The sequence below is a fragment of the Desulforamulus ruminis DSM 2154 genome (genome assembly GCF_000215085.1).
Classification (GTDB): domain Bacteria; phylum Bacillota; class Desulfotomaculia; order Desulfotomaculales; family Desulfotomaculaceae; genus Desulfotomaculum; species Desulfotomaculum ruminis.
This window is the reverse complement of sequence record NC_015589.1, coordinates 3,662,507-3,688,375: the sequence shown is the minus strand read 5'-3', so window position 1 is coordinate 3,688,375 and position 25,869 is coordinate 3,662,507. Positions and strand designations below refer to the sequence as shown.

Genomic DNA, 25,869 nt, shown 5'->3' with positions numbered 1-25,869 from the left:
TAATGCCGATCCCGGCCAAATAGGTTTTTTTCTTTCTTCCGGGAAAGGGTTAAAATGAACGCAAGCGCTAAACAAAAGGGCCGGCCCGAAAAAAGGAGGAATACCCTATGGCAGTGGTTAAACAACCCTATTCCTGCAGTATGAAAATGAAGTACCGGAACGGCGTCAATGCCCAAGGAGAAGCGGTCTACGTGAACCGCACCTTTTCCAGAATCAAAACGTCGGCTTCGGACCAGGATCTCTTTGACGTGTCCCAGGCCATTAACAGTCTGCAGGAGGATACCCTGGCAGCCGTGTACCGTGTGGACGACGGCGAATTAATTTCAGAGTAAGGAGGAGTAAAGGATGAGCAAAACGCTGGAAATGATCTTTACCAACGCCGCAGGCGGTAAAGTAACCCTCCGGGTGGCCAATCCCCGGGCCGATTTGCAGGAAGCCGAGGTAAGAGGTGTGATGGACCAGGTGGTGGCCAAAGACATCTTTACCAGCAGCGGCGGCAGTTTGATAAACGTAGCCGGAGCCCGGATTGTCAACCGGGATATAACGGAAATGGATGTTGTATAGAGACAAAGGGGCGGGATTCCGCCCCTTTGCTTTGGGGCAGATCTTGGGGGTCTAGCCTTATGAGTATTCTTAAGAGTCCTGTCCTTAGCCTAAAGGGTTTCCTTTGGGGTCCCGTCGGTGTATGTATTTATTGTGGGTCAAACAGTACCTGAGAGAAGGCCCGGATACAACGACTAGACCCTTAGGAAATGCCAATTGGTACGAAGGACGGGACCTTTAAGGAATACCCGTTAGGCTAACAACGAGATCCCAAAGAAAATCAGTATAAGGCAAATAACAGCAGGATTCCGGAAGCGCTTGGCGAAATGGGGCCGAAAGGAGGACTGCGGCATGCATTCATGGGTGGAAGCTTTGCTGAACCTGCTCTTTCCCGGCAGGGCCGGCTGCCGATTTTGCGGGGGGCGAAGCAGCAAGGCAATTTGTCGTCACTGCTTGAATAAGTTGGCAGATTGGGCCGCTAAACCCCGATGTTCCCTCTGCGGCACCCCGGTAAGCAAAAATGCTGCAGTCTGCCTCAACTGCAGCCATACCCGGCCTCCCTTTGAGCTGGCCAGAGCAGCGGGGCCTTATGAAGGAGGACTCCGGGAGGCTATCCGTTGTTTCAAATACCGGGGCATAAAGAGCCTGGCCCCGGTATTGGCGGAGCCAATGCTTCAGGTCACCTGCCGGCACCATGAATTTTTAAAGGCGCAGGCCGTACTTCCGGTACCTATTTCCCCGGGGCGCTTAAAACAGAGAGGGTTCAATCAGGCAGAATTGCTGGCCCAAGAAATTGCCCGGGGTCTAAACCTGCCCCTATTGCCCCGGACCTTGGTTAAATCCGTGGATACACCGCCCCAAACCGGCCTGACGGGAGAGCAGAGAAGAAAGAACCTGCAGGGGGCCTTTAAAGTAATTGCCCCCGGGGAGATCGCCGGCAAAACCCTGCTTCTGGTGGATGATGTTTTCACCAGCGGCAGTACAGCCTCCGTTTTAACTTACCTATTATTGGAACAGGGAGCGGCCGATGTACTGGTCTTAACCGCCGCCAATGCAGGAAAAGCGGCGGCAAGAAAAAAATAACCACACAGATTTATCCTTTTACCCATTGCCTTATTGGAACCAAAATGCATATATTTCCATAATTAAGTAAGAGGCACTAAAAAGGGGGGATCTTGTTGGTGAGCGATAATAATTTTTATAGAGAGATACTGGATAATTTATATGACGGCGTCTATTTTGTGGATTTGGCAAGAAAGATCACTTACTGGAATAAAGGTGCGGAAAGGCTTACAGGCTACCAAGCCGGCGAGGTTTTGGGCCGGTGCTGTTCCGACAATATACTGATGCATATGGATCAACAGGGGACCAATCTATGTGTCGGTCGGTGCCCTTTAATGATAGCCCTTTCAGAGAATAGAGTGCATGAAGCGGAAGTTTATCTCCACCACAAAGAAGGGCATCGGTTGCCTGTATGCGTCCGGGTGGCTCCGCTGATCAAGGAAGGCAAGATAATCGGTGCAGTGGAGATTTTTAGCGACAATACCTCGAAAATTTTAGCTCTGGAGCGGATTGATGAGCTCAAGGGGGCTATCTACACCGATCCGCTGACCGGAGTGGCCAACCGGCATTTCCTGGAGATCTACCTGGCAACCCACCTCCGGGAACTACAGGATAACGACCATTCCTTGGCAGTAGCCCTGATGAATATTGATCAATTGGATACCGTCTCGGGGATTCATGGTGACGATGTAAGGGATGAAGTCATCCAAATGGTAGCGAAAACCTTATTATACGGTTCACGATCCTTTGATGTGGTTGGCCGGTGGGATCAAGATACCTTTCTCCTAATCATGTCCAATATTACAGAGGAAAAAGTTGAAATCGTTACCAACCGGTTGCGGTTACTGATTAAGTACTCCGGTTTTAGCCGGGGAAATCAGATCATCGGGGTTACCGCATCCAGCGGGGTTACCCTGGCGGAAGCGGAGGATACGGAGGAAACGCTGATGCAAAGGGCAGACGCTTTGATGCGGCAGAGCCAAAAAACCGGCGGTGATCGGGTAAGCATGGGTTAGCCTTAGGTACCGGCAAATGAAGGGACTGCTGCAAAAAGAACCAGAGAGGTTCTAATGCGCAGCCTCTTCATCCGTAAAATCCGCGTTCTATTCCTATTAGCGGTTGTTCCTTGTGTTATCTGCCGGTTCTTTGAAGCCTTAGAGTCTTGTTGCGACACTTCTTTTTTATAGAATTGCCGGATTACGACAGAGAAAAGGGGAAGATCATGGTAAAATAAATTCATCCGCCAAAGGATGGCGCCTGTTCTACAACAGCCGCCAAGCTTTTCTTGGGGTTTTAATTTTCATAACAAGATTGAACAAAATAATCGCTGCATAATATATTTGGAAAATACTGGAAATCCAAATCTTTTACAAAAAATATGCCAATTGTTCCAAGCAAGTGACAAAAAATACCATCCCAAACCCTTGATGTCCACAGTGAAATCCCTGATTTGATGGGTTATTAACAGACTTATCCACATTGTCCACAGGAAAACGGCTTTCAACAAGGAATTTTTCGACAAGACATTGTTGCCCTTCCGAATCAGGAAACACTTGACAGAAAAGAATCCGAGTGTTAATATAACAGCACTGTGAGTTCTTATGGACTCTGGGAAAGTATTTTGAAAGTGAGGAATGTAGATGCTCGGCAAGGTTAAGTGGTTCAATGCAGAAAAGGGTTATGGTTTTATTGAAAGAGAAGAAGGCGGCGATGTTTTCGTTCACTTCTCTGCCATTCAGGAAGAAGGTTTCAAAAGCCTGGCGGAAGGTCAGGAAGTTGAATTCGACATCGTTGAAGGTGCCCGTGGTCCTCAGGCTGCTAACGTTGTAAAACGTTAATTATATTGATCAAACCACAAGCCCTGGTCTTATGGACCGGGGTTTTAAAATTTTGTTAGGAAAATGCAGGATTTTAACAGTATTTCGGGAATACTAGGACACACAGGCAGTTATTTCCTAACACGCGAAAGGAGTGGTGCATGTGAAAGTGCAAGTTCGCGGTAAGAACATCGAAGTGACCCCTGCCTTACGGGACTACGTTGAAAAACGTTTAGGCAAATTAGACCGGTTCCTGGATAATATGGGGGAAGCCATGGCGACGCTGGTGGTTGAAGGCGACTCGCAAAAAATTGAAGTAACCATCCCGGTAAACGGCATGCTGTTAAGGGGCGAGGAAGCCACCGACGACATGTATTCCTCGGTGGATCTGGTGGTAGAAAAGATTGAAAGACAGATCAGCCGCTATAAAGGGAAGTTGAACCGCCGCAACGGGCGGAGTCAAATGGAGTTTTCCGCTGAAGATAAATCCGACGCGGAAGAACCGAAGGTACTTAGAACCAAACGCTTTGCCATTAAACCCATGCCGCTGGATGAAGCCGTCATGCAGATGAACCTGCTGGGCCATGATTTCTTTGTCTTCTCCAATGCAGAGACCGAGCAGGTGAATGTGGTATACAAGCGAAAAGACGGAAACTACGGTCTTATTGAACCGGAATTTGAATAAATTTTGCTAAAAGAAAGGGTGCGTCATCAGGCGCACCCTTTCCTGTTAATTCTCCTCCCAAAGAAGGAATCATCCTCCCCACAGACGAATATCTTCTAAGATTGACCTTTCTTGCCTTGACTGAATCCCGGTGATAAAATGATATATTGGATATGTTTATAGAACTGGCGGCGGCCGGTTGGCATGACCTGAAAGGTGGTTAGTACGTGTTAAAATTTATTAAGAATCTGTTTGATGACAATGCTCGTGAGATAAAGCGCCTGCAGCGGGTGGTAGAAGATATTAACGGCATGGAAGCGGAAATGGCCAAACTTACCGATGAAGAACTGCGGGGTAAAACCGGTGAATTTAAGAATTTGCTGGAACAGGGCCGGACTCTGGACGACATCCTGCCCCAGGCCTTTGCGGTGGTGCGGGAGGCTTCCAAACGGGTGCTGGGCATGCGTCACTTTGATGTTCAATTAATCGGGGGCATGGTCCTGCACCAGGGGCGTATTGCCGAAATGAAAACCGGTGAAGGAAAAACCTTGGTGGCAACCCTGCCGGTTTATCTCAATGCCCTTACCGGCCAGGGTGTTCACGTGATTACCGTGAACGATTACCTGGCCACCCGGGACAGCGAATGGATGGGACAGTTGTACCGCTTCCTGGGGCTGTCCGTGGGGCTTATTGTCCACGGCCTGGATGCGGAGCAAAGACGGCAGGCCTATGCGGCCGACATTACCTATGGCACCAATAACGAGTTTGGCTTTGACTATCTGCGGGATAACATGGCCCTTCACCCGGAACAACTGGTGCAGCGGGTGCTGAATTATTCCATTGTGGATGAAGTGGACAGCATCTTAATTGACGAAGCGCGGACACCGCTGATCATTTCCGGGGTGGCCGACAAGCCCACAGACCTTTACTATACCATGGCGGCCATCGTGCCCAAACTGGTTAAAGATGAAGATTATACTGTGGACGAAAAGGCTCACACAGCCCTGCTCACCGAAGACGGGGTAAGCAGGGTGGAGAAATTCCTGGCCGTCACCAATCTTTACGACGATGTGAACATGGAACTGACCCACCACCTGAACCAGGCCCTGAAGGCCCATGCCCTGATGAAGCGGGACCGGGATTATGTGGTGAAAGACGGCGAAGTGGTTATTGTGGATGAGTTTACCGGCCGCCTGATGTTTGGCCGCCGCTACAGCGACGGGCTGCACCAAGCCATTGAGGCCAAGGAAGGTGTCAAAATTGAGCGGGAGTCCCAGACTCTGGCCACCATCACCTTCCAGAACTATTTCCGTATGTATAAAAAACTGGCCGGCATGACCGGTACCGCCCTGACCGAGGAAGAGGAATTTCGTAAAATTTACGGATTAGACGTGGTGGTCATTCCTACCAACCAGTCTATGATCCGCAACGACATGTCCGATGTGGTTTATAAAACCGAGGACGGCAAGTTCCGGGCGGTGGTGGAAGATGTGGCCAAGCGCCATGCCACCGGACAGCCGGTGCTGGTGGGCACCATTTCCATTGAGAAGTCCGAAATGCTCAGCCAGCGGCTGAAAAAAAGAGGCGTGCCCCACCAGGTCCTAAATGCCAAGTTCCACGACAAAGAAGCGGAAATTATTGCCCAGGCCGGGCGGTTAAATGCGGTAACCATTGCTACCAACATGGCCGGCCGCGGTACCGATATCCTGTTGGGCGGCAATCCCGAAGCCCTAGCCCTGGCTGAGCTGCGTAAAAAGGGACTGAGTGAAGAAACCGCCAAGGAAGAATACGAAATTTTGGTGGCTAAATACAAAGAGCAATATGAGCAGGAACGCCAACGGGTATTGGAAGTGGGCGGGCTGCACATCATCGGTACCGAGCGGCATGAAAGCCGGCGCATTGACAACCAGCTTCGGGGCCGGGCGGGCCGGCAGGGGGACCCGGGCTCCAGCCAGTTCTATATTTCCCTGGAAGATGATCTGATGCGGCTTTTTGGTTCCGACAATATTGCCGGTTTAATGGAGCGTCTGGGAATGGAAGACGATATGCCCATTGAACATGGCCTCATCAGCAAATCCATCGAATCGGCCCAGAAGCGGGTAGAAAACCGGAACTTTGATATTCGTAAGCATGTGCTGAACTACGACGATGTCATGAACCAGCAGCGGGAATTGATTTACGCCCAGCGCCGCCAGGTGTTGACCGGGGAAAACATGGCGGAGAACATCCGGGAAACCATCGCCAAAGTGGTGGAACAATCGGTGGAATCCTATATTCCCGAAGGGGTGCACCAGGAAGAGTGGGATCTGGCAGGCCTGCTGGATTATGCCGCCCAACTCTATCTACCCAACCATTCCCTAAAGGTTGAGGATATTGAAGGCCTCGGACGGGAGGCCCTCAAGGAAGAATTAACCGAAAAGGCCATGGCTTTGTACCAAAGCCGTGAGGAAGAACTGGGCGCCGAAACCCTGCGGGAGATTGAACGGATGGTACTGCTGCGTCTGGTGGATGAAAAGTGGATGGATCACTTGGATGCTATGGACCAACTGCGGGAAGGCATTGGCCTCCGGGCTTACGGACAGAAGGACCCGGTCATTGAATACAAATTTGAAGCCTACGAAATGTTTAACAATATGATTGCCAGCATTCAGGAAGATGTGGTCCGCTATATTTTCCGGGTGAATCTGGTACCGGCTCAGCCCAAGGCCCAGCGGGTGGTAGTGGAAAACCGTTCCGGTGATGAAGGCCCCCGCCAGCCGGTCCGCAAAGAACAGCAAATTGGCAGGAACGATCCTTGCCCCTGCGGCAGCGGCAAAAAGTATAAAAAATGCTGCGGCCAGGGCGGCAACTAAAGCAAAGGAAGGGTGATGATTCGGTGCAGGCCGAAATAAGGCGCGACCTGGAACAACTGGGGAAGCGCATCCAAGATTTGAGGGTTTCCCTTTGACATTGCCGGAAGCCGGCTGGAAATAGAGAAACTGGAACGGGGTATGATGCAGGAGGGTTTCTGGGATCGTCCGGAGGAAAGTCAGAGGATCACTCAGAAACTGGCCAACCTGAAAGATAAAGTGTCGGCCTATACGGAATTGGAAGAGGCCAGTCAGGACCTTGAAGTCATCCTGGAACTCTGCGCCGAAGAGGAAGATCCCCTGCTGGAAGAGGAATTGGTGACCGGATTTGAGGCTCTCACCAAAAAAGTTGGAGACTTGGAACTGGAAGTACTTTTGTCCGGTGAATATGACCGGGGGAGCGCCATTTTGTCCCTCCATGCCGGGGCCGGAGGCACCGAATCCCAGGATTGGGTGCAGATGCTGTTGCGCATGTTTACCCGTTATGCCGAGAATCACCAGTACAAAGTGGAAATCCTGGACCTGTTGCCTGGAGACGAAGCCGGGGTCAAAAGCGTTACCTTTCAAGTGACCGGGCCCAATGCCTACGGTTATCTCCGCTCCGAAAAGGGAGTGCACAGGCTGGTGCGTATCTCCCCCTTTGATGCGGCCGGGAGGAGGCACACCTCCTTTGCTTCGGTGGATGTGCTGCCGGTGGTGGAGGATGAACTGGAGGTTAACATCCGTCCGGAAGATTTGAAAATTGACACTTATCGTTCCGGTGGGGCCGGGGGTCAGCATGTGAATAAAACAGACTCGGCGGTGCGCATCACCCACCTTCCCACCGGGCTGGTGGTGGCCTGTCAAAATGAACGGTCCCAGACTTACAACCGTATGGCGGCCATGAAACTGCTCAAGGCAAAGCTCATTGACCTGGAGCTGCGCAAAAAGGAAGAAGAACTGGCAGCCCTGCGAGGGGACCAGAAGGACATCGCCTGGGGCAGCCAGATCCGGTCCTATGTATTCCACCCTTACAATCTGGTGAAGGATCACCGCACCGGGGTGGAAGTGGGCAATGTCCACGGGGTGATGGACGGAGAAATTGATCCCTTTATTGCCGCCTATCTTAAACAAAAGGCCAGCGGAGGAATCTAAGGTTCGCCTTGGATTCCTTTTTGGCTGAAGGGCATTCCTTATGGGCCTGGCTGATAGCACCCTAAAGAAATGCCCCTTAGCAAAGAAGGATTTGGCACGTATAAAGAGAAAGCTAAATAGGCTGATAAGGAATCGGGTATGATAAACCCGGCAAGCAAACCAATGTGAGAGGTTGAACCGATGTCCAAACACTGGATCAAAGATTATCTGGGAGTCACTCTGGGGGCTCTTATTACCGCGATTGGACTGGATGCTTTTCTTGTGCCGGCCAAAATTGCCGCCGGCGGGGTAAGCGGTATTGCCACCATCCTTTACCACAGCGCTCACCTGCCGGTGGGGGTTGTGATGCTGGTTCTGAACGCACCCATTTTCCTTTGGTCCGCCCTGCGTCTGGGCTGGCGTTATACCGTCAGTTCCGTCTTTGGCACCATTGCCCTGTCCGTGTTTGTGGATTTATTAGCCCCTTATGTACCTTTGTTAACCCATGATCTGCTGCTGGCCTGCTTGTATGGCGGGGTGCTTTGCGGCATCGGGCTGGGCCTGGTGTTCCGGTTTAACGGTACCACCGGCGGCACCGAACTTCTGGCAGCTCTTTTAAGAAGTTACATGGGAATTAACATTGGTCAATTATTATTTGTAATTGACGCTGCGGTGGTGGTGTGGGCCGGCATTTTTTTCCGGTCGGCGGAACTGGCTATGTACGCGCTGATTACTATTTTCCTGACTTCCTGGATTATTGACCTGGTACTGGAAGGCGTCAGTTCAGCCAAAGCCTTTATGATTATTACCAAAAAAGCAGACGCTATTAGTGATATTATCATTAAAGAACTGGACCGGGGCGCCACTGCCTGGAAAGCCAGAGGGGCTTATACCGGCCAGGAGCAAGAAGTGCTTCTGGCGGTGGTGGGACGTACCGAAGTATCCCGGTTAAAGGCGGTTGTCCGGAAGGAAGATCCGGGAGCCTTTATCATCCTGGCGGATGTTCATGAGGTTCTGGGAGAAGGATTTAAAGCGTTGGAAGATAAAAAGCATTAGATTTACTGGAGGGAAAGATGATGGAGCAAAAAATTACCAACCTGCAGCAGCGGGCCAAGGCCATCCGGCGCCATATTATCAAGATGCTCTGTGAGGCCGGTTCCGGTCATCCGGGCGGCTCTCTGTCCGCTGCCGACATTATGAGTGTGTTGTTCTTCGAGGTTATGAAGCTGGACCCGGAGAAGCCGGATTGGCCGGAACGGGACCGCTTTGTCCTGTCCAAGGGGCATGCCGCTCCGGTATTGTATGCCGCCCTGGCGGAGAAAGGGTTTTTGCCTGTTGAGGAATTATTAACCCTGCGTAAGCTGGGCAGCCGCCTGCAGGGACACCCGGATATGAAAAGGCTGCCGGGGGTGGAAATGTCCACCGGGTCACTGGGACAAGGCCTCTCAGCGGCCAACGGCATGGCCATGGGTTTGAGGCTGGATGGCGGGAACCCGCGGGTTTATGCCCTGCTGGGAGACGGAGAAGTGCAGGAAGGCCAAATCTGGGAAGCAGCCATGGCCGCCGCCCATTATAAGCTGGACAACCTGACGGCCTTTCTGGACTATAACAATCTGCAAATCGACGGACCGGTGGAAACCGTCATGGGTGTGGCCCCCCTGGCGGACAAATGGCGCGCCTTTGGCTGGCATGTCATTGAAATTGACGGTCATAACATTCCTCAAATCCTGGCTGCGGTGGAAGAGGCGAAAGCGACCAAAGGCCAACCCACCATGGTGGTGGCCAGAACTACTAAGGGCAAAGGCGTCTGCTTTATGGAAAACCAGGCCGGCTGGCACGGCAATGCTCCCAAACCGGAACAAGCCGAAGAAGCCCTTAAAGAACTGGTGTAAAACGCCCCAAAGGAATGCTTAAACCCCGAACCACGGGACCCTTAAGGAATACCCTTCAGGCGAACAACGAGACCAAAAGGAAAGCGCAAAAGGCTAAACGCCTGTGAGATGAGGAGGAATTTCCATGACCAAAAAAATTGCCACCCGGGATGCCTATGGTGAAGAGTTGGTTCGCCTGGGTGCGGAAAATAAAAACGTGGTCGTGCTGGATGCGGATCTGTCCAAATCCACCAAGACCCATGACTTTATGAAGAATTATCCGGACCGCTTCTTTAACATGGGTATCGCCGAAGGCAACATGATGGCCACTGCCGCCGGTCTGGCCGCCGTGGGCAAGATTCCCTTTGCCAGCACCTTTGCCATGTTTGCCACCGGCCGTGCCTTTGAACAAATCCGCAACAGCATTGCCTATCCCAAACTAAATGTAAAAATTGCCGCTACCCACGCCGGGATTACCGTGGGGGAAGACGGAGGATCTCACCAGTCCATTGAAGATATCGCCATTATGCGCGCCCTGCCGGGCATGACTGTTTTTGTCCCGGCCGACGCCGTAGAGACCCGGGCGGCCATCCGGGCGGCGGCGGAAATTAAGGGACCGGTTTACATACGCTTAGGACGTTCCGGCGTCCCGGTTCTGCACGGTGAAGATTTCAAATTTATCCCCGGCGAAGCGGTAACTCTGCGGGAAGGCCGTGATGTGGCCATTATGGCTACCGGCATCATGGTCTCCATGGCCCTGGAAGCCGTTGAAAAGCTGGCCGCCGAGGGCATTGAAGCCACGGTGCTGGACATTCACACCATTAAGCCCCTGGATATTGTGGCTGTGGTGGAAGCAGCCAGGAGATGCGGTGCTGTGGTGACTGCCGAGGAACACAATATCATCGGCGGCCTGGGCGGGGCTGTGGCCGAAACCCTGGCGGAGCACCAGCCGGTGCCCCTGCAGCGGGTGGGTGTCCGGGATACCTTTGGTGAATCCGGCAAACCCGATGAACTGCTGAAACATTTTGGCCTTACCTCCGGGGAAATTATAAAGGCGGTTCAAAAGGTTATGGAGAAGAAAAAACGTTAAAGATTTTTTAAAATATAAGTATCCGGTGCCTGGCCCTGCTGCCGGGCATCTTCTGTAGGGGGAAGTGATTTGTCCGGCGCCACCAAGAGAAAAGAGAAAATTCAAGAACTGGATTTGTTGCGGGCCCTGGCAGCCCTATCGGTCATCATAATCCACGTTACCGCCGCGCCCCTGGTCTTGGGGGAGCGGGGAACCCTGTATCACTACGGGATGACTCTGGCTAACCAGTTTGCCAGATTTTCCATTCCCGCCTTCATTTTTGTAACGGGGCTGGCCCTTTTTTACAATTACACCGACTTCAAGTCTACCCAGTGGCAGAAATATTTTAAAAAAAGAGTTGTTTTTGTTTTGCTTCCCTATATTTTTTGGAGTGCAGGCTATTTCTTCATAAAGCAGTACTTTGGCCCTAAAGACCAGTCCCTGCCGGAAATTTTGAGTCAATTCGGCATGGCCTTGCTCCGGGGAGACAGCTATTACCATCTGTACTTTGTAGTATTGGTGTTCCAATTTTACCTTTTATTTCCCCTGCTGCTGCCTCTCTTTCAGAGAGCCCGCAGAGTCATGGGCCGGCTGACGCTGCTGCTCTTTGCCCTGTATTTCGCTTACATCTGCCTGTCCTTTTACAACATTAAACCCTGGGATTCTACGGTGCTGCAATTTTTGTTCCGGCACCAGGGAAAACTTTTTGTTACCTGGTCCGGTTTCTTTATACTGGGGGCTTTCTGTGCCTTCCGGCTGGCTCGGGTTAAGGAATTCCTGGACCGGTGGATTTGGCCCCTGACCCTGGGGGCGGGCCTCCTGCTGTTGACCATGGTATGGGAATTTTACGCCCGGACAGCGGACCCCGCTGTGGATGCTGCCTATGCCGCCACTTCCCTCAGACCTTTGGGCCTTCTTTTTACCGTAGTCACCCTTTTTGCCATTTTAGCTCTGGCCCGCAGGTTTGTGTCAGGCCACAGCCCCCTGGCCAGAATCACCACTTTTTTTTCCGACCATTCCTACGGCATTTACCTGGCGCACCCTCTGGTGTTAACTTTTCTGGAACTGCTGGAAAGCCGCTGGGCCTTGGGGTATTCCTGGTGGGTAATTGCCCTGAACCTAATCCTCTGTCTGACCGGCAGCACCCTGATTACTTTTGTCTTAAGCCGTTATCCCTGGACCAGGCCCCTGGTGGGACGGTGAGTTGCTTATCCTGCTTTTCTTTAGGGCCCCGCTATATCGGCTTTTGGTAAAAAACCGAAAACCGAAAACTGAAAACCAACAGCCGGGCCCAAAGAAATACTTATTAGCCAGCGTCCATTAGGGCGCTTATTTTTTGTCTTTTTTGTAAAAAGATGGTCCAGGGCCCTGTTTTTTTGACGAATTTTAAAGGAATTTAAACTGCATTCGTCGAAGTGCGAATAAGTCATGGGATTAAAGAACCCCGGTAAAGTCAGGCCATGAACCCAGTTTAAAACACTTTTGGTCCTGGCTGTGGCCTTTGAAAAGAATACAGATCGTAAGAAAAAAAGACGTGCAGAAGGTGTTGGCATGATTCAATTTTATAATGTTTCCAAGGTCTATGAAAACGGTGTAAAAGCAGTTTCCGATATAACTCTGCATATAAAAAAAGGTGAATTTGTGTTTCTGGTGGGGCCCAGCGGGGCTGGGAAATCTACCTTGATTAAGCTCATTTTCCGGGAGGAACTGCCTACCCGGGGGCAGGTAATGTTTAGCGGCAAGAATATTGTCCGCATGAGAGGCCGGGAAGTGCCTTATATGAGACGGAAAATCGGGATGGTTTTCCAGGACTTCCGTCTGCTGCAGCAAAAAACAGCCGCCGAGAATGTCGCCTTTGCCCTGGAAATTACCGGAGCTTCCCGCAAGGAAATCCGGCGGTTGGTGCCCGAGGCGCTGGAACAGGTGGGGCTAAAGGGTAAAGAAGACCTGCTGCCCGGCCAGATGTCCGGCGGAGAACAGCAGCGGGTGTGTATTGCCCGGGCCATTGTTAACAAACCCTTGCTCATTATAGCGGACGAGCCCACAGGCAACCTGGACCCCAACACATCCTGGGAAATTATGACCCTGTTTCAGGACATCAACCGGCGGGGCACAACCATTTTAATGTCCACCCACGCTTCGGAGATTGTAAATACCCTGAAAAAGCGGGTGATTGAACTGTCCTCCGGCTCCATTGTCCGGGATGAAGAGAGCGGGGTGTACCGCAATGAACTTTAATACACTGAAATATTTTTTCCGGGAAGCCTTTACCTCCATTATGAGAAATAGCTGGCTTTCCGTGTCCTCCGTGGGAATCGTGATGGTTTCTTTAATCATCCTGGGAGCTTCCCTGCTGCTGGTGGTCAATGCGGAAAGACTGGTCAGCTCGGTGGAGAGCGGTGTGGAAATAACCGCCTTTTTAGAAGAAAAGGTGGGCAAGGTGGACCGGGACGGTCTGGAGAAAAAGATCAAGGAACTGCCCGCGGTGGAAAATGTGGAGTTTATTCCTAAAGATCAAGCCCTGGAATCCATGAAGGAAAGCTTCGGGGACCGGGCGGATATTCTGGAATCCTTAGAAAAGAACAACCCTTTGCCCGATGCTTTCCGGATCAAGACCCAGAAGGCGGAGGATGTGCCTGCAGCGGCTAAAAAAATTGAGGTCATGGAGGGCGTGGAGCAGGTTCGTTATGGGCAGGGCGTGGTGGAAAAACTTCTTTCGGTCACCCGCTGGGTCCGCCTGGCCAGCGTGGCCACGCTGGTTTTCTTAACCCTGGCGGCCGGGTTTTTAATTGCCACCACCATCCGCATGTCTGTGTTTGCACGCCGGCGGGAAATCGGCATTATGAAAACCCTTGGCGCCACCAACTGGTTTGTGCGGTTTCCCTTCATGCTGGAGGGAATCGTGCTGGGACTGGTGGGCAGCCTGCTGGCCATACTAGCCATTGATCTGGGGTATCTGTCCCTGGTGAATAAAATGAATCTGTCCCTGCCTTTTATGCAATTGGTTACCGAACCCCGGCTTGTGCTGGGGGTCCTGGGCAGTATGCTAGGGCTAGGTTTAACCATCGGTGCTCTGGGCAGTTGGTTTTCCTTAAGAAAATTTCTTAAAGTGTAAAAAATGCTTGGAGGGATCTCTGTGCAGAAAAGTTGGACCAAGAAAGCAGTGTCCCTGGGTGTGGGGCTGACTTTGCTGGCCGGCCTCCTTTCCCCGGTGGCTGCTGCTGCCAACCTGGATCAGCAGTTAAACAATGTCCGTAATCAGCTAAACCAGAAAAAATCCCAGGAGAATCAGGCCAAAGGTGTGGTTCGGGATTACAGCCAGCAGTTGGCTGCCGTCAACCAGTCCATTAATCAAAAGACGCAGCAGATAAAAGATTTGGAAAGCGCTTTAAACAGCGCCACGGCCCGGCTGGAAAGCACCCGCAAGGATTTGGCCGAGGCGGAGAAACGGCTGGAGGAGAGCAACAACCTGTTGAAGAAACGGGTTAAGGGCATGTACGAGAGCGGCCCGGTTAGCTACCTGGAGGTCGTACTCAGTGCCAGCAGCTTTTCAGACTTTACCAACCGTCTGGAATTTATCAAACGGATGGTGGAAAGCGATTCAGCCATCGTAGACAGGATTAACCAGGAAAAAACCCAAATTGAAGAATATAAAAAGACTTTGGAAACCAAAGCCCAACAGATTGCCGGCATGAAGAAGGAGCAAGAAGCGGCACGGCAGAAACTGGCTCAGGTCCAGAATGAAAAGGAAGCTCTGCTGACCGACGCTAAAAAAGGCCTGAAACAAACCGAGGCGGAAGTGGATAAGCTGGAAGCCCAGGAACAAGCCATTTTAAGGCAGATTGCCCTGGAAAACGCCCAAAAGGGCGGGACCTATTCCGGTGGCGTATTCTCCTGGCCGGTACCCGGCTACACCGGGATTTCTTCCCCCTTCGGCAATCGCATGCACCCGATTTTAAAGCAGATGCGCTTCCACTCCGGGATTGATATCCCGGCTCCCACCGGCACCACGGTAATTGCGCCGGCCGACGGTACGGTGATTTATTCCGGAACCATGACCGGCTATGGGAATGTGGTGATGATTGACCACAATGGCGGTGTGGTCAGCCTTTATGGACACCTGTCCGTCCAGTTGGTAAGTAAAGGGCAGGTCGTAGCCAAAGGGGGGACCATTGCCCGGGTAGGAAGTACCGGCATGTCCACCGGCCCGCACCTGCATTTTGAAGTCCGTAAGGACGGAACACCTGTTAACCCGGGGAACTACCTGTAAAAAAGAGCCGGGCTTTGGAAACAGATTTCATGTTCCCAAAGCACCCGGCTTTTTTACACCAATATATGGAAAGTCTTTGTAATTTGTTCCGGTCTGTTGTAGTATAATACATGTGTAGAGAGTAAAAAAAACCTGGCTTCTTCCGGTTTAAGGCCGTGGCAAACCGGGTTCCTCTAAGCTTTTCCTATTTTTCATCCTACCTATTTATAAAGAGATAAAAAAGCAGGCGGTGTTAGCGTGAGAAGAAATTCCGTGACATTTTGGGGTAGACTGGCGGTTGTACTGGTTTCCATGGTTTTTCTCGTGATTGTCCTGGCGGGCAGTGTGGTGGTGGCAAATTACAAGGGTTTGGGGAATTTAGTTAAAGTGGTCACCCTGGTAAAGAGCCAGTATTTGTATGAAGTGACTCCGGATAAACTGGTGGAAGGAGCCATTAAAGGTCTGGTGAACTCCCTGGATGATCCTTATTCGGTCTATCTGGACAGCAAAACCTATGCCAAGCTGCAGGAACAAATCCGTGGCTCCTTTGGGGGAATCGGTATCCTGGTAGGGGTTCAGGATCATTATTTAACGGTGGTGAAGCCCTTTGCCAATACGCCGGCGGCCAGGGAAGGCATAAAGGCCGGGGACATCATTACCGCCATTGGCGATCAGAAAACCAAGGACATGGATACCGAAACGGCGGTTAATTTAATGAGGGGACCGGTGGGATCGGAAGTTACACTGACGATTCTCCGGGAAGGAGAGACAAAGCCCTTTACATTGACGCGGGAGGAAATCAGCGTGCCCACGGTGGAGGGGCACATGCTGCCGAAAGAAAATCATATTGGGTATATAGTTATCAGCCAATTTACCGAAAATACAGGAGATGAACTGGTTCGTACCCTGGGAGAACTCCGCAGGGAAGGCCTGAAAGGTCTGGTATTGGATCTCCGAGACAATCCGGGAGGCGAACTGGGTTCGGCCATTAAGGTGGCGGATCAGTTCCTGGACCAAGGGCCCATCGTGCATATTGATTACCGGGTAGGCCGGGATCAGACCTTTGATGCAGAGCCGGATCAACTGAATTTACCCTTGTCCGTTCTGGTGAACAAAGGAAGCGCCAGCGCCGCGGAAATTTTGGCTGGAGCCATCAAAGACGCCGGAGTGGGCACCTTGGTGGGAACCCAGACCTTTGGCAAAGGCATTGTACAAACGGTATTCCCCATTGACAACGGGGCAGGGCTGAAATTGACCACAGCCCGGTATCTTACCCCAAAAAAGCATGACATTCATAAAAAGGGCATTGCTCCGGATTTGGTGTTGGATCAGGAACCTGCTGCCGAGGAAGATAAGCAGTTGGAGAAAGCCGTTCAACTGGTCCGGGAGAAAATAGACAAGTGATTTGAGAAATGAGAAGTGAGTCCATGTTTCCCTTTAAGGAAGTAACACCCATGCTGTTGGGCACTCTGGGAGCGGTGGTGACGGACCCCCTGTTCTGGCTGGTGGTGGCCATTGTAGCCCTGCAGTATAATCGTATGGGTAAAGTAAAGGAGCGTTTTTTTGGCCTTAAACCCCGGGGAACCTGGCGTGATGTCCTCCTGGCCACCGGTTTTGGATTGCTGGGAGGTGTGGCGGCCAGTTACCTTATGGTGGGCATCGGGCTGACTCTTTCCGGCTCCGGTTTGATCTACCTCTGGCCCCTGGCCATTTTGCTGATGCTGGTGGACGCCCGGTTTCTTTGTTTTGCCTATGCCGGAGGAATCCTGGCCCTCAGCTCGCTGATTTTTGGCTGGCCCGATGTCAGTGTGCCCCAAGTCTTGGGTTTGGTAGCGGTTCTGCACATGGTGGAGGCTCTTTTGATTCTGGTCAGCGGACATATGGGAGCGGTACCCACCTTTATTAAAAATACCGAGGGCCGGGTGGTGGGCGGCTTTGCCTTGCAAAAATTCTGGCCCATTCCTTTGGCCGCCCTGGTGGTAGCCGGGTATTCCAGTACCCCCGCCGGAGGAATTGGTATGCCGGACTGGTGGCCCCTGATTCGGGGTGAGCTGGGCAGGGATATGGATCAGGTGATTTACGCCCTGATGCCGGTGGTGGCCGGTTTAGGGTATGGGGATCTGGCTGCCGCCCGGACGCCGGAACAAAAAAGCAGAATTTCCTCGGTGATCCTGGCTTTGTACAGCTTGGTGCTGCTGGGTCTGGCAGTACTGGCCGATCGATCCTTGATCATGGGTTTTGTGGCGGCCTTGTTTTCTCCCTTAGGCCACGAACTGGTCATTTTTATCGGTAAGCGGTTGGAAACGGGTAAATCCATTTACCAGCCCCCCTCGAGGGGTGTGAAACTGCTGGATGTCATCCCGGGGTATCCGGCTTGGCAAGCGGGACTTCGTTCGGGGGATATAATCCTGGAGGTAAACGGCATGGCGGTGAATGGCCGCCAGGGCCTGGAATTTGCTTTGAATATTTACCATCAGCAGCCTCAACTGACCTATTGGTCGGCCAAAGAGGATAAAGTGTACCGGGAAGGGATGGATCATTCCCTGAAGGGGATGATGGGAATCTTGCCGGTGCCCGAAGGGAATGAAGAAAGCTTTATGGAGCTTTCCACCGGCGGTCCCGTTAAGAGATGGTTTAATAACCTTTTAGGAAAAGGCCGTTAACGAAAGGGGATGGCGGTTGTGTGTGAGGCCAATGCTTATTTTATTGCAGGGGATAAGGAAGAATTGATTTTGGAAAGCGTGGATAAGGTCCTCCCTCAGGAGGACGGGCTGCTGCTGGAGGATATTTTTGGGCACCGGAAAATGGTTCGGGCCAGGATCAAAGAATTGTCCCTGGTGGAGCATAAAATTTACCTGGAAAAGATCGATGAAAGGTAAAGACCACGTCTGGACGTGGTCTTTACCTTTCATCTGGTTAGCGGGACCGACTGGCCAGTTTAGCCATCAGGCGGGCAATAATCTGCTGCTCGTCTTTATCCGCCACATCCCATAATTCTTTCAGCACTTTTTGCTCGGGGTTGGTGGGTTGAACATTGTCCGCCAGAATTGCCCCTGCGGTTAGCGCATAGTTTTCAATTTTATCCTTAGAGATACCCAGTTCCTCGGCAAATTCCATGGCCTGCCCGAGATATTTTTTCCAATTGTCCCAACTGGCGTTGGCTTTGCTTAAATCCAGCATTCTGCATTTCCTCCTTGTTTCAACATAAATTAGTAGCCCAGCCACCGATTTCACCTATAGTTTGGCAAGCAGGAGATAAAATATACATTGTTGGAAATAAAAGACTGGTATTGCCAGGCAAGTCCCTTTTATTCTATGATGAGTGAGAAAGTAAGTCCGGAGGGAAGAAAATGACCTTAGAACAGTTGGCTTCAGAGTTGCAGGGTTGTACCCGGTGCGGTTTGTCCGAAGGCCGGAACCGGATTGTTTTCGGCAGCGGCAATCCCCGGAGCCGGATCATGATCATCGGGGAGGGGCCGGGCAGGGATGAGGATGAGCAAGGACTTCCTTTTGTGGGCAAAGCCGGCCAGCTTTTGGACCGCATTTTGGCGGCCATTCAACTGACCCGGGAGGATGTTTATATTGGCAACGTAGTAAAATGCCGGCCTCCGGACAACCGGGTTCCCACCCGGATGGAGGCGGCGGCCTGCCTGCCTTATTTATATAAGCAAATTGAAATGATTCAGCCCCAAATCATCATCCTGCTAGGCAGCACCGCCCTGCAAAATTTAATCGGGCCCCAGGCCCGGATAACTAAAATGAGGGGTCAGTGGCTGGAGAGCAAAAGCGGAATTAAAATTTTGCCTACTTTTCACCCGGCAGCGGTGCTGCGGGACCCAAGCAAACGCCGCCCGGTTTGGGAGGATTTCCAGAAGATTCAGGAGGAATATTTAAAGCTCGAGGGAAAAAGATAGCAAACGCTTAAGCCGGGGGTAAAGTTTACCCCCGGCTTTGTTTTTGATCTTGACCGAAATGATATAATATAAAATGAAGCAGAAAGCAGGTGATGGTTTGGAATTTAAACTGAAATCCGAATTCCGCCCCGGAGGCGATCAACCCAAGGCCATTGAGCAGTTGGTGGGGGGACTGCAGCAGGGAATGAGGCACCAGACCTTACTGGGGGCAACGGGTACGGGCAAAACCTTTACCATGGCCAATATCATTCAGCAGGTCCGGCGGCCCACCCTGATCCTGGCACCCAACAAGACTTTGGCGGCACAGTTGTGCAGCGAATTTAAAGAATTCTTCCCGGAAAATTCCGTTGAGTATTTCGTTAGCTATTTTGACTACTACCAGCCCGAGGCTTATATTCCCCATACCGATACTTACATTGAAAAGGATTCCTCTCTGAACGAGGAGATTGACAAGCTGCGTCACTCGGCTACCACCGCCCTGCTGGAGCGCAGGGATGTCGTCATTGTGGCCAGTGTTTCCTGTATTTACGGTTTAGGTAACCCGGAAAGTTACCGGGATCTAGTGTTATCCCTGCGGGTGGGAGGAACCTACGACCGGGATGCCATTTTGCGCAAGCTGGTGGACATTCAGTATGAACGCAATGATTTGAATTTTACCCGGAACAAATTCCGGGTCCGCGGCGATGTCATTGAAATCTTTCCCGCTAACGCCAGCGAACGGGCCTTGCGGGTGGAAATGTTTGGCGACGAGGTGGAGCGCCTGCTGGAAATCGACGTGGTTACCGGGGAAATCCTGGGACAGCGGCAGCACATTGCCGTATTTCCGGCCAGTCACTTTGTCACCAAAGAGGAAAATTTAAAGCTGGCCATTGCTTCCATCGAAGCCGAACTGGAACAGCAGTTGAAGAAGCTGCGGGATGCCGACAAGCTGCTGGAGGCCCAGCGTCTGGAGCAGCGCACCCGCTACGACCTGGAGATGATGCAGGAGGTGGGCTTTTGCTCCGGCATTGAAAACTACTCCCGGCATCTGACGGGACGGGCGATTGGCGAAGCGCCCTTTACCCTGTTGGATTTCTTTCCGGAGGACTGGTTGTTGATTATTGACGAATCACACGTAGCGGTACCCCAGGTGGGAGGCATGTATGAAGGAGACCGTTCCCGGAAAACCACTTTGGTGGAGCACGGTTTCCGGCTGCCTTCGGCGCTGGACAACCGTCCCTTGAAGTTCCCTGAGTTCTCGGACAAGGTCAATCAGGTTATTTATGTTTCCGCCACGCCCGGCAGTTATGAACTGAAGCACAGTTCCCAGGTGGTGGAACAAATTATCCGGCCCACCGGGCTGGTGGACCCGGAGATTTCCGTGCGGCCCACCCGGGGACAGATTGACGACCTGCTGGGAGAAATAAGAAAACGGGTGGACCGGGACGAACGGGTGCTGGTTACCACTCTGACCAAGAAGATGGCTGAAGATTTAACGGATTATTTTAAAGAACACGGAGTCCGGGTTCGTTACCTGCATTCCGATATCAATACCATGGAGCGGATGGAGATTTTAAGGGATCTGCGCCTGGGCACCTTTGATGTGCTGGTGGGCATTAACCTTCTCCGGGAGGGCCTGGACCTGCCGGAGGTCAGCCTGGTGGCCATTTTAGATGCGGATAAGGAGGGCTACCTGCGTTCCGAGCGCTCACTGATTCAAACCATCGGCCGGGCCGCCCGTAACGCTGAAGGGACGGTCATCATGTATGCCGATAAGCACACCGATTCCATGAAAAAGGCCATTGGAGAGACCGAACGCCGCCGCAAGATTCAAACGGAGTACAACCGGAAGCACGGCATCACCCCGGAGACTGTCCGTAAAGCGGTGCGGGATGTGATTGAAGCCACCCGGGCAGCGGAGGAAAAAGCCCCCTATGTGGCCCGGACCAAGGCCGGCAAAATGACCAAAACCGATATGAAAAAGATGATTGCCCGGCTGGAGAAGGAAATGAAGGAATCAGCCAAACACCTGGAATTCGAGCGGGCCGCCCAGCTCAGAGACGCTCTCATTGAACTGCGTCTGCAACTGCGGGGAGATAAGGACATTCGCCCGGCCATTCCAAGCCCGGAGGAAGTGGGTTAGACTTTTAGACTTAAGGGTAGCGCGTGCGGGTCCTGTTGTTCGGATCGGGGTGGGCCTTTGGGGCGGGGATGTTTTAAGGTTGATATAAATAAAAAAATGAGCACCCGTAAAAGGGTGCTTTGTTATGATAAAGCATCGAAGTAAATATTACAAATATCGTACAAATGTTCGGAAAGCGGTTGTTATTTTTTGTAAGATAAAGTATATTTAAGAAAGAGTCCTTAAAGAAATACCTATATACGAACGACGAACAGCGGGACCGGAGAAAAGCTTTTTAGGGAAACCACCGGAGCCCAAAGAAATATTTATAAGTCAAATAAGGAGTAAGCTCATGCAGGACAAGATCGTGGTACGGGGGGCCCGTGCCCATAATCTCAAAAATATTGATGTGGAAATACCCAGGGATAAACTGGTGGTGATTACAGGCTTATCGGGTTCAGGAAAATCCTCCCTGGCCTTTGATACCATTTACGCCGAAGGGCAGCGCCGCTACGTGGAATCCCTTTCAGCCTATGCCCGGCAGTTCCTGGGACAGATGAACAAGCCCGATGTGGATTATATTGAAGGGTTATCCCCGGCCATTTCCATCGACCAAAAGACTACCAGCCACAATCCCCGGTCTACCGTAGGCACCGTCACGGAAATCTATGATTACCTGCGCCTGCTCTTTGCCCGGGCCGGCAGGGCACACTGTCCCAAGTGCGGCCAACCCATTACCCAGCAAACCATTCAGCAAATGGTGGACCAGTTGATGGTCCTGCCCGAGGGGACCAAGCTGCAGCTTCTGGCTCCGGTGGTGCGGGGTAAAAAAGGGGAGCATGTAAAAATCTTTGAAGAGATCCGGCGCAACGGCTTTGTGCGGGTCCGGGTCAATGGAGAGATTTATGACGTTGCCGAACCGCCCGCCCTGGACAAAAAGAAAAAACATACCGTAGAGATTGTGGTGGACCGCGTGATTATCCGCCCCGGCAGCGAAAAGAGGCTGGCGGACTCCCTGGAAACCGCCCTCAAACAAAGCGAGGGCATGGTGGTGGCCTCGGTGCTGGAAGGGGAGGAGTATACTTTTTCCGAAAACTTTGCCTGTAGCGACTGCGGCATTAATATTGCCGAGATCAGCCCCCGGCTGTTTTCCTTTAACAACCCCCACGGAGCCTGCCCGGCCTGCACCGGCCTGGGGGTCAACCATGAATTTGATCCGGAACTGATTATTCCCGATCCGTCCAAAAGCATCCGGGAAGGGGCTATTGAGGGCTGGCACAAGGGGCAAATTGCCGCCGGTTACCTGGCCGGGCTGGCGGAGAAATACGACTTCAGCCTGGACAGCCCCATGGAGCAACTGACGCCGAAACAGCTCCAGGCCATCCTTTACGGGACCGGGCATGAAAAGGTAAAATTTAACTACCGGGACGGTTACGGCCATTTACATCGTTACGAGGTTCCCTTTGAAGGCATTATCGGCAACCTTTCCCGGCGTTACCGGGAAACCCAGTCCGAATCCATGCGGGAAGAATTTGAAAAATATATGAGCATTAAACCCTGTCCCAGTTGCGGCGGGGACCGCTTGAAACCCGAAGCCCTGGCGGTGAAGGTGGGAGGCAGAAACATTGCCCAGGTTACCGCCCTGCCGGTATCCGAGGCGGTTCAATTTTTTGCCGCCCTGGACCTGACTCCCCGGGAACAGATGATTGCCCGCCAGATCCTTAAGGAGATTAACGAACGACTGGGCTTTCTGGTCAATGTTGGTCTGGATTATCTGACCTTAAACCGGGCCGCCGGGACCCTTTCCGGCGGCGAGGCTCAGCGCATCCGACTGGCGACCCAGATCGGTTCCGGCCTCATGGGCGTGCTGTATATTCTGGACGAGCCCAGCATCGGCCTGCACCAGCGGGACAACCAGCGGCTGATTGCCACCCTGGAAAGGTTACGGAACCTGGGCAATACCCTCATTGTGGTGGAGCATGACGAAGACACCATCCGGGTTTCCGACCATGTCATTGATATTGGTCCCCGGGCCGGCCAGCACGGAGGCCGGTTGGTGGCGGCCGGCACCATGGAAGAAATTATAAAGATACCGGAGTCCATTACCGGCCAGTATCTCAGCGGCGAAAAATTTATCCCGGTGCCCCTTAACCGCCGTCTTGGAAAGGGTTGCAGCCTGGTGGTCCGGGGGGCGGAGGAAAATAATTTAAAGAAAATTGATGTGGAATTTCCCTTGGGTGTGTTCACCTGTGTTACCGGAGTATCCGGCTCAGGCAAGAGCACCCTGGTGAATGAAATCCTTTATAAAACCCTGGCCCAGAAACTGCACCGGGCCAAAGGAAAGCCCGGCCAGCATCTGACCGTGGAGGGACTGGAGCACCTGGAAAAGGTGATTGATGTCAACCAGTCTCCCATCGGCCGTACGCCCCGCTCCAATCCGGCGACCTATACCGGGGTTTTCGGGGATATCCGGGAACTGTTTACCCAACTGCCCGAAGCCAAGGTGCGGGGTTATAAACCCGGCCGCTTCAGCTTTAACGTAAAGGGCGGCCGCTGCGAAGCCTGCCAGGGAGACGGCATCATTAAGATTGAGATGCACTTCCTGCCGGATGTTTACGTGCCCTGTGAGGTGTGCAAGGGACTGCGCTACAACCGGGAAACTCTGGAGGTTAAATATAAGGGCAAAAGCATTGCCGATGTACTGAATATGGAAGTGGACGAGGCCGTTGAGTTTTTTGCCAACATCCCCAAAATCCACCGCCGTCTCAAGACCCTGCAGGATGTAGGGCTGGGTTATATCCGCCTGGGGCAGCCGGCCCCGGAACTTTCCGGCGGCGAAGCCCAGCGGGTGAAACTGGCTACGGAATTAAGCCGCCGAACCAATGGCGGAACCATTTATATTTTGGATGAGCCCACCACCGGGCTGCATACCGATGATATTGCCCGGCTGCTGGAAGTGTTGCACCGTCTGGTGGAAAACGGCAGCACCGTGGTGGTGATTGAACATAACCTGGATGTGATTAAAACCGCGGATTACATTATTGATCTGGGGCCCGAGGGCGGGAATAAAGGGGGGATGGTGGTGGCCACCGGCGCACCGGAAGAAATCTGCCGGGTTTCCGCCTCTTACACCGGACATTTCCTCAAGCCGGCTCTGGAAAGGGACCGCCGGCGTACCCTGGAGTCATTGGAGAGCGGTAAAAAAATATCTTCCTTAATTGTCAGTGCCTAAATAGAACACGCTTGAACGATCATAGGGATGGGCGCAGATTTTAAATAACATTAAAAAATCCATGACAATCCATGACAATCCGCGGAAATCCGTAAAATCCATGTTCCATTCTTTTATTTTAGTAAATAAGGGCTGAGCAGTAGAACATTCTGTGTTTCTTTTGCTCAGCCCTCTTTTGCTTACAAGCCGGGATAACTGTGGCTGCTGTTTACCGCCACCCCCCTGGAAGAAGGAGGACGGCGCTTCTTTTTGAAGGTCATGGCCAGACCTAGGGAACCCCCGGCCATAGCCAACAGCACTAAGAGGTGCTTCAGCACATAGGCTAGAGGCAGATTCTTCACGGTAATCATGCGGAAAGCCTCAGCCATCCAGGGAAAGGGCAGCAAGGAGGACAAAGCGTTGACGGCCCGGGGAATATGGCTTTGGGGCCAACTGAAGCCCGAGGCCATAAAAATCGGAACGGAAATCAGCATGAGGTAACGGGTTACCTGCAGGGAATTGGGCGCATGAACGGAAATCAAAAAGCCAAGAGAGGTAATAATGATGTCAAAAAGCAGCCCAAAGAGCACAATCAACCCCACCGAACCTTCCAGCCGGGCATTGACAAAATAAGAGGCAATCCACAGCAGCAAAGCATAGTTAAAGAAATTGACGATAAAGTAGGGCAGAGCCTTACCCAGAAAGATTTTCCAACTAGGCAGGAAAGAACTGAGATACTGGACCCAGGTGTTCCGTTCTTTTTCCCGGGTCACGGTCAGGCTGACGCTCAGCAGGGAAATCTGATGAATAACCATCAATAACAGGCCCGGGTAAAAGTAGGTGGCGTAGCTAAAGGTGGGATTATACCAAACCTCATAATTTAAATTCACGGTATTCATAATGCCCTGGATCTGATTTTTGGAAATACCCAGGCCCGCTAAGTAAGCCGCCGTTTGCTGGGTATTGAAATCAGTGGCGACCTCCCGCATATAGCGCCGGGTGTTATACCCCCAGATCAGGTTGGAAGCATCATAAACCCCCAGCAGTTCTGTGGGCCGGTGTCTCTGAATATTCAGGGCAAACTGCTCCGGGATTACAATTCCCGCCCGGACTTTTCCCTCCCGCATGGCTTTTTCCAGTTGATCCGGACTTTCTATACCGGGCACAAGGCGAAAATAAGGACTGTTTTCAAAGGAGGTGCGAACCTCCCGGCTGACTGCCGAATGATCCAGATCCACGATCGCCAGGGGTACCTGGCTGAGAACTCCCTGCATATAAACAAAACCAAAAACTACGGCATAAAGCAAAGGAACGACAAAAAGCATCAAACGGAGCGTCCGGTCCTTTAAAATCAGCAGGGTTTCATAACAAGCAATGGTAAAAATTGCTCTCAATTAAAAGGCCCC

General features: G+C 52.0%; 23 protein-coding genes. 21 read left to right on the top strand and 2 right to left on the bottom strand.

Going from position 1 to position 25,869, the window contains the following annotated elements:
* Nucleotides 1-107 precede the first annotated feature (107 nt).
* The 18 genes from DESRU_RS18315 (at nt 108) to DESRU_RS18230 (ending at nt 18,116) form a co-directional block, all read left to right on the top strand.
* The gene (locus DESRU_RS18315) at nt 108-332 is read left to right on the top strand and encodes a DUF1659 domain-containing protein (RefSeq protein WP_013843583.1); all 225 of its coding nucleotides are present in this window, start codon (nt 108-110) and stop codon (nt 330-332) included.
* Nucleotides 333-345: 13 nt separating this feature from the next.
* A complete protein-coding gene (locus tag DESRU_RS18310; RefSeq protein ID WP_013843582.1) occupies nt 346-564 on the top strand; it encodes a DUF2922 domain-containing protein in 219 nt (72 codons plus the stop codon).
* 330 nt (nt 565-894) lie between these two features.
* Nucleotides 895-1,626: a ComF family protein gene (locus DESRU_RS18305; protein ID WP_013843581.1), complete on the top strand. Its 732-nt coding sequence runs from the start codon at nt 895-897 to the stop codon at nt 1,624-1,626.
* A gap of 98 nt (nt 1,627-1,724) precedes the next feature.
* Nucleotides 1,725-2,621 carry a sensor domain-containing diguanylate cyclase gene (locus tag DESRU_RS18300; protein WP_143758818.1) on the top strand — a complete coding sequence of 299 codons (897 nt, stop codon included), beginning with the start codon at nt 1,725-1,727 and terminating at the stop codon, nt 2,619-2,621.
* A 624-nt stretch (nt 2,622-3,245) separates the two neighbouring features.
* Entirely contained in the window at nt 3,246-3,443 is a 198-nt protein-coding gene (locus DESRU_RS18295) for a cold shock domain-containing protein (RefSeq protein ID WP_013843579.1), read from the top strand.
* A gap of 142 nt (nt 3,444-3,585) precedes the next feature.
* A complete protein-coding gene (gene hpf, locus DESRU_RS18290; protein WP_013843578.1) occupies nt 3,586-4,107 on the top strand; it encodes a ribosome hibernation-promoting factor, HPF/YfiA family in 522 nt (173 codons plus the stop codon).
* 206 nt (nt 4,108-4,313) lie between these two features.
* Nucleotides 4,314-6,938 carry a preprotein translocase subunit SecA gene (gene secA / locus DESRU_RS18285; protein WP_013843577.1) on the top strand — a complete coding sequence of 875 codons (2,625 nt, stop codon included), beginning with the start codon at nt 4,314-4,316 and terminating at the stop codon, nt 6,936-6,938.
* Between the two features lie 23 nt (nt 6,939-6,961).
* Nucleotides 6,962-8,069, top strand: a protein-coding gene (gene prfB / locus DESRU_RS18280; protein WP_013843576.1) for a peptide chain release factor 2 whose coding sequence is annotated in 2 segments (ribosomal slippage) — nt 6,962-7,030 and nt 7,032-8,069 — 1,107 coding nt in all. Because the reading frame shifts where the segments join, the coding sequence is not laid out codon by codon here.
* A 180-nt stretch (nt 8,070-8,249) separates the two neighbouring features.
* A complete protein-coding gene (locus DESRU_RS18275; RefSeq protein ID WP_013843575.1) occupies nt 8,250-9,104 on the top strand; it encodes a YitT family protein in 855 nt (284 codons plus the stop codon).
* A gap of 17 nt (nt 9,105-9,121) precedes the next feature.
* The gene (locus tag DESRU_RS18270) at nt 9,122-9,940 is read left to right on the top strand and encodes a transketolase (protein WP_013843574.1); all 819 of its coding nucleotides are present in this window, start codon (nt 9,122-9,124) and stop codon (nt 9,938-9,940) included.
* 124 nt (nt 9,941-10,064) lie between these two features.
* On the top strand, nt 10,065-11,009 hold the full coding sequence (locus tag DESRU_RS18265; RefSeq protein WP_013843573.1) for a transketolase family protein: 945 nt from the start codon (nt 10,065-10,067) through the stop codon (nt 11,007-11,009).
* Nucleotides 11,010-11,078: 69 nt separating this feature from the next.
* Nucleotides 11,079-12,191 carry an acyltransferase gene (locus DESRU_RS18260; protein WP_013843572.1) on the top strand — a complete coding sequence of 371 codons (1,113 nt, stop codon included), beginning with the start codon at nt 11,079-11,081 and terminating at the stop codon, nt 12,189-12,191.
* A 348-nt stretch (nt 12,192-12,539) separates the two neighbouring features.
* The gene (ftsE, locus tag DESRU_RS18255; protein WP_013843571.1) at nt 12,540-13,226 is read left to right on the top strand and encodes a cell division ATP-binding protein FtsE; all 687 of its coding nucleotides are present in this window, start codon (nt 12,540-12,542) and stop codon (nt 13,224-13,226) included.
* On the top strand, nt 13,216-14,103 hold the full coding sequence (ftsX, locus tag DESRU_RS18250) for a permease-like cell division protein FtsX (protein WP_013843570.1): 888 nt from the start codon (nt 13,216-13,218) through the stop codon (nt 14,101-14,103). Before ftsE ends, ftsX begins: the two co-directional genes overlap by 11 nt.
* A 21-nt stretch (nt 14,104-14,124) precedes the next feature.
* On the top strand, nt 14,125-15,258 hold the full coding sequence (locus DESRU_RS18245) for a murein hydrolase activator EnvC family protein (protein WP_013843569.1): 1,134 nt from the start codon (nt 14,125-14,127) through the stop codon (nt 15,256-15,258).
* Between the two features lie 237 nt (nt 15,259-15,495).
* Nucleotides 15,496-16,641, top strand: a complete 1,146-nt coding sequence (locus tag DESRU_RS18240; RefSeq protein WP_013843568.1) for a S41 family peptidase — start codon at nt 15,496-15,498, stop codon at nt 16,639-16,641.
* A gap of 23 nt (nt 16,642-16,664) precedes the next feature.
* Complete coding sequence (locus tag DESRU_RS18235) at nt 16,665-17,900, top strand: PDZ domain-containing protein (RefSeq protein ID WP_013843567.1); 1,236 nt, start codon at nt 16,665-16,667, stop codon at nt 17,898-17,900.
* Between the two features lie 18 nt (nt 17,901-17,918).
* Nucleotides 17,919-18,116 (top strand): CooT family nickel-binding protein, encoded by a 198-nt coding sequence (locus DESRU_RS18230; RefSeq protein ID WP_013843566.1) that lies wholly within the window; start codon nt 17,919-17,921, stop codon nt 18,114-18,116.
* Nucleotides 18,117-18,153: 37 nt separating this feature from the next.
* On the opposite strand, the gene DESRU_RS18225 is transcribed toward DESRU_RS18230, so the two are convergent.
* On the bottom strand, nt 18,154-18,417 hold the full coding sequence (locus tag DESRU_RS18225) for a DUF3243 domain-containing protein (protein WP_013843565.1): 264 nt from the start codon (nt 18,415-18,417) through the stop codon (nt 18,154-18,156).
* A 170-nt stretch (nt 18,418-18,587) separates the two neighbouring features.
* On the opposite strand from DESRU_RS18225, the gene DESRU_RS18220 reads away from it, so the two are divergent.
* The 3 genes from DESRU_RS18220 (at nt 18,588) to uvrA (ending at nt 24,484) form a co-directional block, all read left to right on the top strand.
* A complete protein-coding gene (locus DESRU_RS18220; protein ID WP_013843564.1) occupies nt 18,588-19,151 on the top strand; it encodes a uracil-DNA glycosylase in 564 nt (187 codons plus the stop codon).
* Between the two features lie 97 nt (nt 19,152-19,248).
* On the top strand, nt 19,249-21,273 hold the full coding sequence (gene uvrB, locus DESRU_RS18215) for an excinuclease ABC subunit UvrB (protein WP_013843563.1): 2,025 nt from the start codon (nt 19,249-19,251) through the stop codon (nt 21,271-21,273).
* A 331-nt stretch (nt 21,274-21,604) separates the two neighbouring features.
* Nucleotides 21,605-24,484, top strand: coding sequence for an excinuclease ABC subunit UvrA (gene uvrA, locus DESRU_RS18210; protein WP_013843562.1), 2,880 nt, complete (start codon nt 21,605-21,607; stop codon nt 24,482-24,484).
* 179 nt (nt 24,485-24,663) lie between these two features.
* Here the strand turns inward: uvrA and DESRU_RS18205 are convergent, their stop codons facing one another.
* On the bottom strand, nt 24,664-25,857 hold the full coding sequence (locus DESRU_RS18205; protein WP_013843561.1) for an ABC transporter permease: 1,194 nt from the start codon (nt 25,855-25,857) through the stop codon (nt 24,664-24,666).
* Nucleotides 25,858-25,869: the final 12 nt, after the last annotated feature.

Excerpts from the sequence above, each read along its gene's own strand:
- DESRU_RS18315 (WP_013843583.1), top strand. The coding sequence starts at position 108 with ATGGCAGTGGTTAAACAACCCTATTCCTGCAGTATGAAAATGAAGTAC.
- DESRU_RS18235 (WP_013843567.1), top strand. The coding sequence starts at position 16,665 with ATGTTTCCCTTTAAGGAAGTAACACCCATGCTGTTGGGCACTCTGGGA.
- ftsE (WP_013843571.1), top strand. The coding sequence starts at position 12,540 with ATGATTCAATTTTATAATGTTTCCAAGGTCTATGAAAACGGTGTAAAA.
- DESRU_RS18310 (WP_013843582.1), top strand. The coding sequence starts at position 346 with ATGAGCAAAACGCTGGAAATGATCTTTACCAACGCCGCAGGCGGTAAA.
- DESRU_RS18265 (WP_013843573.1), top strand. The coding sequence starts at position 10,065 with ATGACCAAAAAAATTGCCACCCGGGATGCCTATGGTGAAGAGTTGGTT.
- DESRU_RS18275 (WP_013843575.1), top strand. The coding sequence starts at position 8,250 with ATGTCCAAACACTGGATCAAAGATTATCTGGGAGTCACTCTGGGGGCT.
- DESRU_RS18220 (WP_013843564.1), top strand. The coding sequence starts at position 18,588 with ATGACCTTAGAACAGTTGGCTTCAGAGTTGCAGGGTTGTACCCGGTGC.
- DESRU_RS18225 (WP_013843565.1), bottom strand. The coding sequence starts at position 18,417 with ATGCTGGATTTAAGCAAAGCCAACGCCAGTTGGGACAATTGGAAAAAA.
- DESRU_RS18295 (WP_013843579.1), top strand. The coding sequence starts at position 3,246 with ATGCTCGGCAAGGTTAAGTGGTTCAATGCAGAAAAGGGTTATGGTTTT.
- DESRU_RS18270 (WP_013843574.1), top strand. The coding sequence starts at position 9,122 with ATGATGGAGCAAAAAATTACCAACCTGCAGCAGCGGGCCAAGGCCATC.
- ftsX (WP_013843570.1), top strand. The coding sequence starts at position 13,216 with ATGAACTTTAATACACTGAAATATTTTTTCCGGGAAGCCTTTACCTCC.
- uvrA (WP_013843562.1), top strand. The coding sequence starts at position 21,605 with ATGCAGGACAAGATCGTGGTACGGGGGGCCCGTGCCCATAATCTCAAA.
- DESRU_RS18305 (WP_013843581.1), top strand. The coding sequence starts at position 895 with ATGCATTCATGGGTGGAAGCTTTGCTGAACCTGCTCTTTCCCGGCAGG.